16 protein-coding genes and 1 pseudogene are annotated in these 14,698 nt (G+C 39.1%); 8 read left to right on the plus strand and 9 right to left on the minus strand.

All coding sequences use genetic code 11. The annotated features are described in order from the left end of the window. The gene (locus tag AB1H92_RS14825; RefSeq protein ID WP_115363533.1) at positions 1-768 is read left to right on the plus strand and encodes a thiazole synthase; all 768 of its coding nucleotides are present in this window, start codon (positions 1-3) and stop codon (positions 766-768) included. Further along, positions 765-1,781 carry a ThiF family adenylyltransferase gene (locus AB1H92_RS14830; protein WP_115363535.1) on the plus strand — a complete coding sequence of 339 codons (1,017 nt, stop codon included), beginning with the start codon at positions 765-767 and terminating at the stop codon, positions 1,779-1,781. Before AB1H92_RS14825 ends, AB1H92_RS14830 begins: the two co-directional genes overlap by 4 nt. Positions 1,782-1,828: 47 nt before the next feature. Here the strand turns inward: AB1H92_RS14830 and AB1H92_RS14835 are convergent, their stop codons facing one another. Continuing rightward, positions 1,829-2,005 carry a hypothetical protein gene (locus AB1H92_RS14835; RefSeq protein WP_166739576.1) on the minus strand — a complete coding sequence of 59 codons (177 nt, stop codon included), beginning with the start codon at positions 2,003-2,005 and terminating at the stop codon, positions 1,829-1,831. A 418-nt stretch (positions 2,006-2,423) separates the two neighbouring features. On the opposite strand from AB1H92_RS14835, the gene AB1H92_RS14840 reads away from it, so the two are divergent. Then, complete coding sequence (locus AB1H92_RS14840; RefSeq protein WP_115363537.1) at positions 2,424-3,539, plus strand: RNA-guided endonuclease TnpB family protein; 1,116 nt, start codon at positions 2,424-2,426, stop codon at positions 3,537-3,539. A 302-nt stretch (positions 3,540-3,841) separates the two neighbouring features. Here the strand turns inward: AB1H92_RS14840 and AB1H92_RS14845 are convergent, their stop codons facing one another. Beyond that, positions 3,842-3,976, minus strand: a complete 135-nt coding sequence (locus AB1H92_RS14845; protein WP_166739575.1) for a DUF1648 domain-containing protein — start codon at positions 3,974-3,976, stop codon at positions 3,842-3,844. A 357-nt stretch (positions 3,977-4,333) separates the two neighbouring features. Between AB1H92_RS14845 and AB1H92_RS14850 the strand changes: the two genes are divergently transcribed. Beyond that, complete coding sequence (locus tag AB1H92_RS14850; RefSeq protein ID WP_115363541.1) at positions 4,334-5,191, plus strand: YitT family protein; 858 nt, start codon at positions 4,334-4,336, stop codon at positions 5,189-5,191. A 172-nt stretch (positions 5,192-5,363) separates the two neighbouring features. Here the strand turns inward: AB1H92_RS14850 and AB1H92_RS14855 are convergent. From AB1H92_RS14855 to AB1H92_RS14865, 3 genes and pseudogenes are all read right to left on the minus strand, one after another. After that, a pseudogene (locus tag AB1H92_RS14855) lies at positions 5,364-5,884 on the minus strand (GrpB family protein). A 13-nt stretch (positions 5,885-5,897) separates the two neighbouring features. Then, positions 5,898-6,074: a hypothetical protein gene (locus tag AB1H92_RS14860; RefSeq protein WP_166739573.1), complete on the minus strand. Its 177-nt coding sequence runs from the start codon at positions 6,072-6,074 to the stop codon at positions 5,898-5,900. A gap of 24 nt (positions 6,075-6,098) precedes the next feature. Beyond that, positions 6,099-6,593 carry a GNAT family N-acetyltransferase gene (locus tag AB1H92_RS14865; protein WP_115363546.1) on the minus strand — a complete coding sequence of 165 codons (495 nt, stop codon included), beginning with the start codon at positions 6,591-6,593 and terminating at the stop codon, positions 6,099-6,101. A 355-nt stretch (positions 6,594-6,948) separates the two neighbouring features. Here AB1H92_RS14865 and AB1H92_RS14870 point away from each other — a divergent pair, with 355 nt between their 5' ends. Together AB1H92_RS14870 and AB1H92_RS14875 are read left to right on the plus strand one after the other, a co-directional pair. Next, the gene (locus AB1H92_RS14870) at positions 6,949-7,398 is read left to right on the plus strand and encodes a LytTR family DNA-binding domain-containing protein (RefSeq protein ID WP_115363550.1); all 450 of its coding nucleotides are present in this window, start codon (positions 6,949-6,951) and stop codon (positions 7,396-7,398) included. Positions 7,399-7,403: 5 nt separating this feature from the next. Then, positions 7,404-7,820 carry a DUF3021 domain-containing protein gene (locus tag AB1H92_RS14875; protein ID WP_115363552.1) on the plus strand — a complete coding sequence of 139 codons (417 nt, stop codon included), beginning with the start codon at positions 7,404-7,406 and terminating at the stop codon, positions 7,818-7,820. A 4-nt stretch (positions 7,821-7,824) separates the two neighbouring features. On the opposite strand, the gene AB1H92_RS14880 is transcribed toward AB1H92_RS14875, so the two are convergent. After that, the gene (locus AB1H92_RS14880; RefSeq protein ID WP_115363553.1) at positions 7,825-8,445 is read right to left on the minus strand and encodes a LysE/ArgO family amino acid transporter; all 621 of its coding nucleotides are present in this window, start codon (positions 8,443-8,445) and stop codon (positions 7,825-7,827) included. Positions 8,446-8,552: 107 nt separating this feature from the next. After that, positions 8,553-9,749, minus strand: coding sequence for a class I SAM-dependent rRNA methyltransferase (locus tag AB1H92_RS14885; protein ID WP_115364189.1), 1,197 nt, complete (start codon positions 9,747-9,749; stop codon positions 8,553-8,555). A gap of 295 nt (positions 9,750-10,044) precedes the next feature. On the opposite strand from AB1H92_RS14885, the gene AB1H92_RS14890 reads away from it, so the two are divergent. Together AB1H92_RS14890 and AB1H92_RS14895 are read left to right on the plus strand one after the other, a co-directional pair. Further along, the gene (locus AB1H92_RS14890; RefSeq protein WP_115363555.1) at positions 10,045-11,265 is read left to right on the plus strand and encodes a hypothetical protein; all 1,221 of its coding nucleotides are present in this window, start codon (positions 10,045-10,047) and stop codon (positions 11,263-11,265) included. An 88-nt stretch (positions 11,266-11,353) separates the two neighbouring features. Beyond that, entirely contained in the window at positions 11,354-11,899 is a 546-nt protein-coding gene (locus AB1H92_RS14895) for an S-Ena type endospore appendage (protein WP_115363556.1), read from the plus strand. A 733-nt stretch (positions 11,900-12,632) separates the two neighbouring features. On the opposite strand, the gene AB1H92_RS14900 is transcribed toward AB1H92_RS14895, so the two are convergent. Together AB1H92_RS14900 and AB1H92_RS14910 are read right to left on the minus strand one after the other, a co-directional pair. Further along, complete coding sequence (locus AB1H92_RS14900) at positions 12,633-13,025, minus strand: pentapeptide repeat-containing protein (protein ID WP_115363557.1); 393 nt, start codon at positions 13,023-13,025, stop codon at positions 12,633-12,635. An 897-nt stretch (positions 13,026-13,922) separates the two neighbouring features. Then, entirely contained in the window at positions 13,923-14,651 is a 729-nt protein-coding gene (locus AB1H92_RS14910; RefSeq protein WP_115363558.1) for a MerR family transcriptional regulator, read from the minus strand. Positions 14,652-14,698: the final 47 nt, after the last annotated feature.

Here is a 14,698-nt window from a genome sequence, read left to right on the forward strand (position 1 = left end):
ATGCTTAAAATAGGAAATCATTCATTTTCATCGAGATTATTGTTAGGGACTGGTAAATACCCATCATTTGAAACTCAAAAAGAAGCTGTTCGTGTTTCTGAAGCAGAAATTTTAACATTCGCAGTCCGTCGAATGAACGTTTTTGAACCATCACAACCAAATTTCTTAGAACAACTTGATTTATCAAAATATACTTTGCTTCCAAATACCGCTGGTGCAAAAACAGCTGAGGAAGCTGTACGTATCGCAAAACTGGCAAAGGCATCTGGTTTATGTGACATGGTTAAGGTAGAAATTATTGGCTGTGACCACTCCTTGTTGCCAGACCCAGTTGAAACGTTACGTGCCACAGAAATGTTATTGGATGAAGGTTTTATCGTACTTCCCTATACATCTGATGACGTTGTACTTGCCCGCAGATTATGTGAAATGGGTGTCAATGCCATCATGCCGGGTGCAGCGCCTATCGGATCAGGTCGCGGCATATTAAACCCACTGAATTTGTCCTTTATTATCGAACAGTCGGAAGTCCCTGTCATTATTGATGCTGGCATTGGTTCTCCAAAAGATGCAGCCTATGCGATGGAACTCGGCGCGGATGCTGTTTTATTAAACACGGCCGTGTCCGAAGCAAAGGACCCAGTGAAAATGGCAGAAGCGATGAAACTTGCCATTGAAGCGGGACGACTTGGTTTTGAGGCTGGACGGATGCCTGAACGTGACTACGCAGTAGCTAGCAGTCCGATGGAAGGACTCTTGCCAAATTGAATAGCCGTTATTCACGACAAGAACTGTTCGCACCGATTGGGATAGAAGGACAAAAACGAATTAGCGCAGCAAATATCTTTATTCTCGGGGCTGGCGCACTTGGTTCTTCCTCTGGAGAAATGTTGGTACGCGCTGGCGTTAAGCGTGTGACCATTGTTGACCGAGATATCATTGATTGGACCAATTTGCACCGTCAACAACTGTATACAGAACAAGACGTTATCGATCAATTGCCGAAAGCAGTGGCAGCGGAGAAACGTTTGAAAAGCATTAATGGGGATGTGGATGTATCAGGAATGGTCGTTGATGTGACAGCTGAAAATGTACTCGAGTTAATTGAAGGACATGACGTGATTTTGGATGCAACCGATAATATTGAAACGCGGTTGCTTATGAATGACGCTGCATTAAAACGCGGCGTCCCCTTTTTCATGGGGGCCTGCGTAGGCAGTTACGGATTAACTTTCCCGATTGGCATAAAAGAAGAGCAACCGTGCTTACATTGTTTACTTGAAACATTACCACCTCAGTCATTAACTTGCGATACGGTCGGTGTCATTAGTCCAATCGTCGTCACAACTGCTGCCCGCCAAGTTGCAGATGTACTTAAATACATTACGGGCAATGAATTTATGCCGAAACTTGAATCTGCAAATTTATGGACAGGTGAAAGGTCATCGATGAATGTCGAAAGCTTGAAAAAAGACAATTGCCCAAGCTGCTCTGCTGAATCGGTATACCCCTATTTATCGGCCCGTGAATCTACTCGTTTTGCGGTGCTCTGCGGACGTGATACCGTTCAACTATCGTGGCCGCCAAACCGCCGTGTCGAATTAAAAACATTCGTGAATTCCGTCGAACCTATTGTGCAGAAACTCATCCACAATCCACATCTTGCTGCCTTTGAATTCGATAGTCACCGCATCGTCTTGTTCCGCGATGGACGAATGCTGATTCACGGAACGAAAAACATTGCCGAAGCCCGAATGATTGCAGCGAAATTGTTAGGATAAATGAAATAAGCCATTTTCATTCCTTATAAATGGATAGAAATGGCTTTTCACTCTCCGTTCTTGCGTCTTTCAAAAAGACGCAAGATAATGAAAGCACCGCTGAACAACAATAATACCTGCATAAAACGCGCGAAAATATGCGTTGGGACTTCCAAAATATCCATGAAGTATAAGAAAAATACCGCAAAGATAAACGACATACTATACTTTAAAAGCTTTCTCACCTTTCCCCTACTCCCTCGACAAACGAATCGAACGAAAGATAAAATACCCGATTGGGATAAAAATACAAATAAAAAACATAGGCGTAAACCATGCACCAAGTGATTCATGACGTCCCAAAGCCACTTGAATGTTGCTCCAATTTATATATGCAAAAATGATTGTGATGATATTTTTTATCACATTCACCATAAGTCGACCATTCAACTATTGCACTTCAGAATTGTCTTTCGTTAAATTCATCCCCTTCCGACAAGGAGATGCCGTCTGATTTGTGTTACGGTGCTTTAGCGCCAACAATTCAGGTGGCGAGGAATTGTCGTCGCTGACAAGCGAAAGATTTCTAGCTTGTTCACCTCTCCATTGTCGCAATACTCTGCCGATGTTATAATAGAACATACTGAAATGGGGTGAACACCAATGACGACAATTACGGCTAAAATTCAAATTTACGTGCCTGACCATGACGTTGAAATCCTCGAATCAACAACAAGTGCTTATCGGCAAGCATGTAATTGGTTAAGTAAAAAAATCTTTCAAACGAGAGTCCTAAATCTAGCCAATCTAAACAATCTTTACTACAAAATCCTTCGGGAAACCTTCGGATTAAAAAGCCAAATGGCACAATCGGCTATGAGAACGGTCGTTGCTAGATATAAATCCGCCAAATCAAACGGTCATAAGTGGTCCCAAGTACGTTTTCGGCTGCCCGAATATGATCTCGTTTGGAATCGCGATTACTCGCTCAATCAAGACGTTTTTTCAGTCAACACTTTAAGCTGTCGGTTAAAATTCAAGTTTGAGAAAAAGGCAATGAAACGTTATTTTAATGGCACTTGGAAATTTGGGACGGCTAAACTTGTCCAGAAATTTAACAAATGGTTTCTCCACATCCCCATGACTAAAAAATTTGCGAAATTAAAACTGCGCAATGTAAATCATATAGTCGGCATTGATCTCGGTGTAAACTTTCTCGCAACTTCTTACGATAGCCACGGTAAAACAACCTTCTTTAGCGGCAAACAAATCAAACAGAAGCGCGGTCAATATAAAGCACTACGTAAACAACTAGCCAAAAAACAAACAGCTTCAGCACGTTCAAGAATAAAAGCAATTGGTTCAAGAGAAAACCGTTATGTGACGGATGTCAATCATCAAATCACAAAGGCACTCGTTGAACGCTACCCAAGAGGGACTTGTTTTGTGCTCGAAGATTTGAAAGGTGTACGTAAGTCGACTGAAAAAGTATGCGTTAAAAATAGATATGTACACGTGTCTTTGGCATTCCATCAATTTCGTGAAATGTTAACATATAAAGCAACGATGAATGGACAATTAGTCATCATAGTAAACCCAGCTTATACATCTCAAACATGCCCAAAATGCGAACACAAAGGGAAAGCAAATCGCAATAAAAAAACGCATACTTTCTGTTGTAAAAACTGCACATACACATCAAATGATGACCGTATTGGCGCAATGAATCTCCACGATAAAGGTATGAAAACCTTGCGTGGCGGTACGATTTCGGCATGACCGACATCGTAAGGGCGAAGTCAACCGTCCTGTGTATCTTATATCAAATAAGATACAGATATATCCTCAATTTAAGGTAGGAGTACTTTGTACGTTCGCACTACTGGAGAGATATAAGTGTAAACTCGTTTAGCGGGGGCTAAACGGGCGGTAATCTAGGATTGCCGACACAAGCTCCATCTGAAAAGCGTAAAGTCGAAGACTTGCGTTCAGGTGGAGTGTGTTGACATAGTTATACACATGTGGGTATTTCTCTAAAATCGTCATACCTATCCACAGGATAGCCGCGATGATCGGAAGAATCACCATTTCCGATTTACGTCCCACCTGTCTACTTCTCCAAATGCATTATAATGCGCTGGTACTTCATCTGGTAAGGTCGACCAACTTACGAATAAATAAACAAGACTTCCGACGAATAAAATGATTGTGATCACGTTTAGCACCAATTCTATGATTTAATTTTCAACTTTAACTTCGGTCTTTCAAACATATCCACAATTTATTCACCTCATGATACATACGGTATACGAACCGCTAAAGTTTCAACTTCCCTGTTACTTTACTCTCCTAATGAATAACTTTTATATGTATTCAACTACCAATTGTATAATCGCTTAAACAATTAGCGCACACTACTCATAAACCCGCTAAGAGTTAACAAAACTATCTAAACAAATATACATCGTATTTTTAAAAATTAACACTACCTAAACGCTTGCCTTTTACATCAATCATTATAAAATAAATAAGTTAAGGTGCGTTTTTAAAAATAGAATTAAAGGAGTTGTCCTATGTTTTTTATAGAAGCAAAAAGAATAGCTGTCGTGATTTTCGGCTCATTTTTACTTGCCATTTCGCTAAACTTCTTTTTAATTAATGCGAATGTGTACGCAAGCGGGTTTGCTGGGGCAGCACAGTTAACATCCAGTGTTTTTGAAGATTTCTTAGGTATGCATGTGAGTACAGGAATTCTCCTATTCCTATTTAACATTCCAGTCTTTATATTAGGTTGGTACAAAGTTGGGAAAGGCTTTACAATCTATAGTATTGTTTCTGTTATTTGTGCAACCTTTTTCTTGGAAATATTACCTATCATCTCTGTATCCAATGATATTATTTTAAATACGGTTGTAGGTGGAGTTGTCAGTGGTATTGGTATAGGTCTTTCCTTAAAATGGGGAGCTTCAACAGGCGGGATGGATATCGTCGCAATGGTATTATCACGCTTACAAGATAAGCCAATTGGAATCTATTTCTTAGTGCTCAATGGTGTAATTATTGTGCTTGCAGGTTTTTTATACGAACCTGAAAATGCACTCTATACACTCATCGCACTTTACGTAACAACCGCCGTCATTGACGCTATTCATACACGTCATGAAAAAGTGACAGCGATGATTATTACGCGAAAAGCAGACGAATTGCAATGTGCCATCCACGAAAAAATGGTCCGTGGTATCACGATTCTGCCTGCAAAAGGCGCTTATACAAAAGAAGAGAATAATATGCTATATCTCGTCATTACACGCTATGAGTTGTATGATTTGGAAAAGATTATCGCTGAAGTAGATCCGAATGCCTTTACGAATATCGTTCAGACAGTAGGGATTTTTGGATACTTTAGACGCGAGGGCGAGGAAGTTGTTTAAACGAACTTGTTCTTGAATAAGTTATACAAAGGATAGAAACCTCTCACAACTGCGAGAGGTTCCTTTTTTTATCTTTGTATATTTAGATAGTACCGAGACTGAAACCTCCACCCTATCACACCAAATGCTCGATATAATAGTAATCCAATTCTATTATGTAACTTTCATCAATTCAATTCATCGCCAATACACCCAAAACAAATTGCTCTTTATAATTTGTATAGTCATTCATATCGCCTGACTTATTCTCGATAAAACTCAATTTGATCGACTCATATTCTTCCCTTAACGGTTTGGATGCATTAAGTTTATTTCGGAAATCAATGAAATCATTCCACTTCTTCCCTTGGTAATCGACTAGATGAATAATATGGGTTTTAACATCAAATGTTTTATCGGTAAATCGCGCGAGCACAATCTCATCTTCAAGCTCGACACGTAGCCGGTAAAATCCAATATCCCGCAACTTTTCAAAAATGCCGGAACATGATGTATATCTTCTACGCCGACAACAAAGTCAATCATCGGCTTCGCCTTGATTCCTTTAATAGAGGTGCTGCCGATATGTTCAATTCTAGTCACGGCAATACGAGCCGCTCTATGGATCTCTTTTTGTGTTTTATGAAATTCTTCAATCCAACCCACTTGCGGTTCTACTAAATTAATTTCTCCCTTTTTTAATCCTAAGATCACTTGAACATCCCCTTTATTGATCTTCTTCAGACCTTCTGTTCGCTATATAAAACGCGGTTCCTGCGATAAATAATCCTGTACTTAACCACATTGCAATACCGTTATATTCACTCTTTAATAAAGTGATATTTGTTAACCAAATGAGATGAATCAAAGCCATTATGATGAATAAACCAGTAATTGATTTCATTACTTCCCCCCCTCTTCGGAAAAACTATAAAAGCTTCGCTATATAATATTCATCAATATATTTTCCATCTATCCATAAAGAATGTCTTTTCGTACCTTCAATTTCAAATCCCATTTTCTTATATAGAGCGATGCCAGCTTCATTATGGGTCATCACCGTTAATTCCAACCGATGAATCTCTTGCTCGATTGCCCACTTTTCCAACGCTGTAAACAGCTTTGTGCCTACTCCTTTTTCTCTAGCCTGTTCAGCGATGCCAATGACTACATAGACCGAATGCTTGGTGCGCGCAGGATTTTTGCCAATTGCAAACAAGTACCCTAATAACCGCGCTTCTTCTTCTGCAATAAAAATAGCTGAAGTTTCTTGTCTTTTCATGACTTCAATGTGTTTCTCTTGTTGTTCGACTGTGATTTTCCTTTCACCAGGACCAAATAACATAAAGTTTGACTGCTCTACTTCTGCTATCAAACTTACCAATTTCCCAGCATCGCTAGGTTCTGCAAGCCTAATGAACATTTTGACCGCCCCAATCCAAGTATGTAGTAGCGCTTTTACATTCATCCTCTATTTTTTCATACAAAGAACCTTCTTCTTTGTTTGAATTCATTCCATTTTTTCTTCCGATACTTCTTCGACATATCCATTCGATTTTCCTTTTCAGTTCTAATGTACTGTCCAACATATGATAGTACATGTATTTCACCGCAGATATTCTACATGTGACCGGATTAGTTCTACCAGTTACCTAAATGATGCAGACGATAGCAATCCATCCGGATATGATAGAAGTACAGTAACAGGAAGGAGTTGGTGGGACATTAGACGAACATTATGAACGTATAAAAAAGTTTCATGAAAGGGGCGAAACAAGTTGAAAGTTTCTTTAGACATTGACAGTCGTTTTGATGAAACGTTAGTTACCATAGAATGTCCCGAGTTAACCGAGGATGTCCAGGAAGTCTTAACATTTATTAAAGGAAGGACAACAAAGTTCTTAATTGGAAAAGAAGGTGACATGCAACATATTATCAAACCAAATGAAATTCACTATTGCCATACAGAAAACGAAAAAGTCATTGCTGTTACCAAGAAAGGCTCATTCCAACTAAGGGAAAGACTGTATGAATTGGAGGAACTTCTCCCAACTCATCAGTTTATTCGATTATCAAAATCTGTGATTGCCAATTTATATGAACTTAGTCGATTTGAAGCTTCCTTTAATGGAACACTTTGCGTCCATTTTAAATCTGGGGCCAAAGAATATGTTTCGAGAACTTACGTAAAAGACATCAAAAATGCATTACAAATGAACAGGAGGTAAATGAAATGAAAACATTTTTATTCAGAAGTATAATCGGGATTTTCTTCGGAGCCTTCCTCGCAGTCCTCTTTACAAACGCCATTGTCATTTTTGAAGGACGCGAAACGTTAGACGGTGCTTTATTTATAAAAAACTCAATTGGCTCCATCTTATGCGGTTGGTTCTCTGCGGTCAGTCCACTTTACTTTGAAATTCCATCTTTAAAATTGTCACAGCAAACCGCACTGCATTTCGTGACACTTTTCATCTTATATTTTTTACTCGCTTTCGGATTCGGCTGGATTCCTTTTACATGGATTAGTTTCTTCATCACCATTCTGATGTTCGTCATTTTCTACGCCGTCATTTGGACGTGTTTCTATATATACTTCAGGCAGCAAGCAAAAAAATTGAATGCAGATTTAACAAAACTTCAAAGATAGTTAATTAAGCCAAATTACTATAAAGCTTCAAAGCCATATACACGGCAACGCCAAAAACGACAAGGGCGGATACTTTATTTAACAAGGTCATTAGCTTTCCGCTCTTATCCAGTTTTCCGAAGTACCGTCCCGACAGGGCAAGCCCAATAAACCAAATCCACGAAACAAAGATGGTCGTAAGGGTAAAAGCAATTTTAGCATCCCCTATGTAGCTTAAAGAATTCGTCCCAATGACACCGATCGTATCTAATAAAGCGTGTGGATTTAAAAGTGAAACGGATGCCGCAAATAGGATTTGTCTTTTCATTGAAAAAGATTGGCCCTCTAAATCGTTCGTGGAAACTTTTGTCCGCCACAATACTACACCCATATATAATAAAAAAATAATCCCTATCGAGAATATAATATTTTCCAACCAACTGAACGTTAAAATTAGTAAAGAAACCCCTGATACTGCTGCTACAATTAAAATCGTATCGCTGATGCCCGCTGTAATCACGACAGGCAATGCTTTTCTAAACTTTGGTTGCAAAGCCCCCTGATTGAACACAAATACATTTTGAGCCCCTAGTGGAATAATTAAGCCGAATGCTAAAATAACGCCGTGGATAATTGCCTCAACCAACTTTCTCTCTCCTATTCTACCTATCAATTTAGTCTTTTAATTATCTAACAAGTGCGTTAAAATTACAAAAAAAATCCGCATTGGCGCTATACCAATACGGACAGTTTTTAATTTAGCTTTTGTAAGATAACAACTTTTAAATAGTTAAACTCAGGAAAATCTCGATTTGAACGGAAGTCTCTCGGTAGTGAGGATTCTTCTAAAATTTTATACCTTGTATTTGTTTCTTTAAAGGCTCTGTCAATAAATGTCTTGAAGCGTTTCATGCCAAATGAAGCATTATTCGTGGAAGCTACGATAAAGCCATTTTTCTCCGTCACCGCAATGGCGTCTTTCACTAACTCCGGATAATTCCTTGCTGTACTAAACGTATATTTCTTAGAACGTGCAAAACTTGGCGGATCCAGAATCACAAGACCGAATTTCAATTCATGGCGTTTCGCATAACGGAAATAATCGAAAACATCCATCACACGGATTTCTTGCTGTTCATAGTCAATACCATTCACACTGAACTGTTCAATCGTTTTAGATTCACTTCTACTTGCAAGATCAACGCTAACTGTTTTTGCAGCGCCCCCAAGCGATGCCGCAACTGAAAATGCACCCGTGTATGAAAATGTATTCAATACAGTTCGCCCTTCAGCATACTTATCGTGAATCGCTTTTCGCACATCACGTTGATCAAGGAAAATCCCCGTCATCGCACCGTCGTTTAAATCAACGGCAAAGTTCATCCCATTTTCTTTGACGATAATCGGGAAATCGCCAGGCTCACCTTTCACAAAATCGTCTTGTTCAATATACTGACCTTTCGTATCAAAGCGTTTCTTTTCATAAACAGCTTTGTACTCGACAATTTTTTCTAGCACATTATAAATATGATGCTTCAGCGAATAAATCCCTTCACTATACCAGCTAACCACGTAATATCCGTCGTAATAATCGATTGTCAACCCACCAATACCATCGCCTTCTCCGTTGAAAACACGGAAAGCTGTCGTGTCAGCATCTTCGAATAAAGATTCACGTCTTTTAAGTGCTGCTGCAATACGTGACTTGAAAAAATCAAAGTCAATGGCTTCATTTTCTTTGCGTGTCAGCACCCAACCAATTCCTTTATTTTGCACACCGTAATAACCTTTTGCGACAAAGCGCCAGTTTCTATCGACAAGTTTGATAATGCTGCCTTCTTCTTTTAACACTTGAGGATTCAAAACCGCGTCTTTTAAAATCAATGGATAGCCTTTCTTTAACTCGGCTACCGCTTTTGCATTTAACTGTACGTCTATTGTTTTTGTCATGTTTTCATCCATTCATCTTTTTTCTTATTATCTCACGTTCGTTTTAAAAATGCGAAAATAAAAAAGCTTCTTTTGGTATGGAATTTTTTAAGCTAAGATTCGTGAAACAAGTTTATTTTTTAAAAATACGATTGAATCGCTTTAGTAAGAGACCGAATCTTAAAAAACATCACGCCTCACTGCCTTAAAATAAAGCTGACTTCAACTATCAGATACTTTTTTTTGCACGTGGACTATTTGTCCACTCATTTCAGTTCCCATTTTCATAAGATACTACTGAAAGGTGGTGTTAATTATGAGTGATAACTATGGATTATGTAAGGAGTGTTTTAAGCAACAAAGGTTTTGTACTTGTGTAGACTCTTGCACCCTAGATACGGTTAACCAGGAATCAAATGAACATTGCGAACAATCATTTTCTGAACATAATCCGCAATGCCAATCCATTGGAGAACAGAAACAACAACAACAACAAGAACAAGGCGGACTCGAGCAAGAACAAGGACCTCAACATCAAGAACAACTTCAAGAAGGGCAAAGACAAGGCCCACAAACCCAGGAACAAGAGCAAGGACCTCAGACTCAGGGAAATCAAACCCAAGGACCTCAAACACAAAGTCAAGTCGAAATACAAGAACAAACACAAATACAAGACCAAACAGAAGACCAAGACCAAACACAAGGTCCTCAGTTACAAGCCCAAAGACATGGTGATCAAACCATGGAAAATAGCCAGACCATTTCTACTCCAGTGGAAGTAGATGGAGTCAATGTGAATTTACAGTGCGGCGATTGTAAGCCTATTATTGTTTTTCCAGATGACTTCTTTGAGAAAAATAATAATAAAAAGCAAGGAGGAGATAAAGTGGGAAAATGCAATTGCCAGAAGAATAAAGAAGATAAATGTCCAAAAGATTGTAATTGTTGTGTCCGAAACCTAGCAGATTTATTAAGAAGGGTTCGGAATTTCCAAACTACTTTAGTAAATCCTGCCGATCAAGAAATCGACATTTACTTCAGCACGATGAATGGTTTGGCGAATCCGTCTGAAGGACAAATTATCACGAATCTAGTAGATTGTTCAACCCTTAGATTTAGACTTGCCGATCAGGCTACACCTGTCCCGAATACAGTAGTGCAATTGTGTGATGTTGCAGGTATATGCGCGACAGATACAGATGATACACCTGAAGTATCAAATGTCTTTGAATTTCTACTCCAACAGACTAATGAAAATTTAGAGGAGAGCTCCTGCCAAGAAAAGAAAAAGACATGTGTTTGTCCTTGTTGCGCATCAGGTATCGGAGATGAGTTAAGGTGTACAGTAGATTATGGATTACTCCTAAATGTTTTGCTTCAGGGACAAACTACCCCACTCCCTCTCTATCTACTAACAGTAAAAGACTGTCTAGCCTATTTTGTAAACGACATTACCAATCCAACCGAGATTTGTGTCTTCTCATTGTGTGCTATTAGCGGATTTACTGTAGGCAGTCAAATACTAGGTACGATTTAACAGGCTACTTATATTGATTGGTTAGCCTGTACGCAAAAGACAATGGGACATATATTGTTATGAAACATAAACCAAAGGAGGAAAAAGCTTGATAATTAATCATTCAGAAGGTAAGCAGTGTAGCTGTCAGGACAAGGAAAAATGTATGTGTAGAAAAAAGATGGGAGAGTATCCAAAAATGGAACATTATAAACATGAAAAATGTGAGATGCCTAAGAAACATTGGCATGAAGAAAAGGACTTTTGTCCAGATAGAGTAAAAGGGTTCAATTTGTGCAAAAAAAGAAATGAGTTAAGATGCTTTAAACATTGCCAGCCTATTTCACAGCCGTGTGATGAAACACCCTATAGCTATTTTAGGAGCAGAACAAACTTTGAATTTAGTGGTTTAGTCGTAGTTACAAACACAGTGACAGCAAGCAACTGTACCATGGACGTTCTTGTTACTGATAGAGCCGGTACTGAGCAAGTTGCAACACTTAACCCCGGCGCATCATTCCCAATATTCGTTGAAGGGTTAATAAACCTTCAAATTAGATGTAATACTCCTGAGACCCCACCAGCGGTCGCAGAAGACATATGCAGTGGTGAAATAATTTTTGACCTTGAGTATTGCGCATCTAAACTTTGTTAATATGTCCTAAATATTAACTAAGCCATTTATATTCTAAACAACCATGCAACAGCCGGTATATGCGTAATTCCTTCTACCATTTAAAGAGAATCCTATTTGAAACACTCAGATATAGGTTCTCTTTTTTAGTTAGCTTAAAGTTACGGAAAATAACTCACGACCTGTCAAGTGTTATTATAGGTATTCAATCCAAGATAAAAACCCACAAAAGATGCTTTACTGATTAATTAGCCCGAGTCCAGAAACCTAATAATACATATATTGATGATATCTTGAGGGTATGAGGAGGAAGCATTTATATGTTTTATATAAATAAACCCTGCGGTTGTAGGGCATTTGAAAACTGCAATCGATGTCGTAGGGGCTTGAGGACTCCCAAACGTTGCAATAAATGTCGAAGGGACTTGGGAGGCTCTAAACGATGTAAACAATGCCATAATAGTGAGGAAAACACCATAATATACATTAATGAAAATAACTATATTGGAAAATCGACATCGGTGTTTGAACATGATAACTACGAAAAGGAAAAGTATCCTTGTGAAAAGAACGAAAAGCACCATTGCGAGTCGGATAAATGTCGAAGGTGCTTGGGAGGCTCTGAACGATGTAAACAATGCCATAGTAACGAGGGAAACGCCAAAATATACACGAATGAAAATGACTATATTGGAAAATCGACATTGGTGTTTGAACATGATAACTGCGAAAAGGAAAAGTATCCTTGTGAAAGTCACGGAAAGCACCATTGCAAGTCGGATGATTGCGGTAAGTACCATTGCAAGTCAGACGATTGCAGTAAGCACCATTGCAAGTCGGACGATTGCAGTAAGCACCGTTGCAAGTCGGACGATTGCAGTAAGCACCATTGCAAGTCAGACGATTGCAGTAAGCACCATTGCAAGTCGGACGATTGCAGTAAGCACCATTGCAAGTCGGACGATTGCAGTAAGCACCATTGCAAGTCGGACGATTGCAGTAAGCACCATTGCAAGTCGGACGATTGCAGTAAGCACCATTGCAAGTCGGACGATTGCAGTAAGCACCATTGCAAGTCAGACGATTGTGGTAAGCACCATTGCAAGTCGGGTAATTGCGGAAAACACAATTGCAAATGCGACAGCAAAGATTTTTGTGATCACTCTAGCAGTTTTGAAAAAGAACCAGATGAATCATGCAACCAGCATAAAGAACATTGCAATGATAGAATCTACACAAATATAGTTAAAGGAATTGATTTATGCCGAAAGCAAGAAGAAATACGATGCTTTAAACATTGCGACCCTATTTCACAACCCTGCGATTGTAGATATTACAACCATTTTACAAGCCGGTTGAACCTTGATTTTAGCGGGTTAGTTGTGGTAAAAAACACGGGGAAGCCGGCTTGCGGTTGTTCCATGAAAGTCCGGGTCACTGATATAGCCGGTACATCATTAGTCGCTACAGTCAGTCCTGGAGCATCCGTCCCAATTTTTGTCGAATGTTTAAGATCACTCGATATAGCATGTTTTAAACATGGAGCAGAAACACCAGTCACAGAAACGTGTAGTGGCGAAGTCATCTTTGACCTGGAGTACTGTATCACAAGAAGCATTCCACACCGCAATAATGATTAGATTAGATAGCCATTTGTATTGTATTGATAACATTTCAAAGCGAAACGACTTATAAGTTCCACTAATTTTATTTCCCCCTAAAAAAAGAGCTCTATATTGGCATGCATAGTGTTTTAATCGCTTCAAATCCACTAATAAAGGACGATAGCTCATGGACAAGATTGTACGAAAATTTCATTCGCACAATGTATTTTGTAACATACCTTTTTTCAGGCGAGCCTGATTGATTCTGAAAATTAATGAATGAGTCGTCTGCCGAATACCAGACGACTTTTAAACTACGTCTCAAAACATGGTTTAAATTGTCAAATGACCTATAAAATCAGAGAAACGCCGGAAATCCGAATGTACATTTTTTCTGCAAAGATCTGATTTTAATTTTCTAAAGTAGACTTTAATACAATTCACCCTTTTAACTTTTGCGCATACACCGCCATCGCATCCCGCATAAACACCGCCAGCCCTTCTCCAAACTGATCAATATTCTTTGTAAAACGTTCATCATCTACATACACTTGGCCCAGTCCCGCGAAGGCTTCTGGTGAGTAGTTGCCCATTTTGTTAAGGAAGTCGTACCATTCGCCAATTGCCTTTTGAGCCTCTTCGGACTCAGGTGACTCATGGCGGAGTTTGGCTAGCATGAAATAAATACGGTTCATTTCTTCGCCGAGTGCATCGCCTTGTTCTTTTGTGAATTGATTCGCCTTGTCTACCGCCTTATCTCCCCAGCGCGCCCTTGCCTCTTGTTCATATGGATTCGAATTAAAATCAAAACCTTTAAATTTCTCTTCATTTGACATAATAAGCTCTCCTTTTCCTTGTTGGATTGTTTTCTCGATCGTCTCAATCATTTCGTCCAATTTTCGCCGCTTTTCAAGCAACATTTGATGTTGCAGTTCAAAAGCTTCTTGCCTATCGAAAGTTGGACTATCGAGCAGTTCTTTTATTTTCATCAAAGGGAAGCCGAGTTCACGGAAAAACAATATTTGCTGTAGTGTTGCCAAATTATCATCTGAATAAAGCCGGTATCCAGCTTCAGTCACAGCATCTGGCGTCAATAAACCGATGGCATCATAATGATGGAGTGTGCGCACACTGATGCCGGTTAGTTCTGCAACTTCTTTTACTTTCATCATCCTGACCACCCTTCAATTTCAACTATAAGGTATGACGTAACGTA

The sequence above is a fragment of the Sporosarcina pasteurii genome (assembly GCF_041295575.1).
GTDB lineage: Bacteria > Bacillota > Bacilli > Bacillales_A > Planococcaceae > Sporosarcina > Sporosarcina pasteurii.

Coding starts and splice junctions, on each gene's coding strand:
- AB1H92_RS14825 (WP_115363533.1), top strand. CDS start 1: ATGCTTAAAATAGGAAATCATTCATTTTCATCGAGATTATTGTTAGGG.
- AB1H92_RS14840 (WP_115363537.1), top strand. CDS start 2,424: ATGACGACAATTACGGCTAAAATTCAAATTTACGTGCCTGACCATGAC.
- AB1H92_RS14850 (WP_115363541.1), top strand. CDS start 4,334: ATGTTTTTTATAGAAGCAAAAAGAATAGCTGTCGTGATTTTCGGCTCA.
- AB1H92_RS14860 (WP_166739573.1), bottom strand. CDS start 6,074: ATGAAATCAATTACTGGTTTATTCATCATAATGGCTTTGATTCATCTC.
- AB1H92_RS14865 (WP_115363546.1), bottom strand. CDS start 6,593: ATGTTCATTAGGCTTGCAGAACCTAGCGATGCTGGGAAATTGGTAAGT.
- AB1H92_RS14875 (WP_115363552.1), top strand. CDS start 7,404: ATGAAAACATTTTTATTCAGAAGTATAATCGGGATTTTCTTCGGAGCC.
- AB1H92_RS14885 (WP_115364189.1), bottom strand. CDS start 9,749: ATGACAAAAACAATAGACGTACAGTTAAATGCAAAAGCGGTAGCCGAG.
- AB1H92_RS14890 (WP_115363555.1), top strand. CDS start 10,045: ATGAGTGATAACTATGGATTATGTAAGGAGTGTTTTAAGCAACAAAGG.
- AB1H92_RS14910 (WP_115363558.1), bottom strand. CDS start 14,651: ATGAAAGTAAAAGAAGTTGCAGAACTAACCGGCATCAGTGTGCGCACA.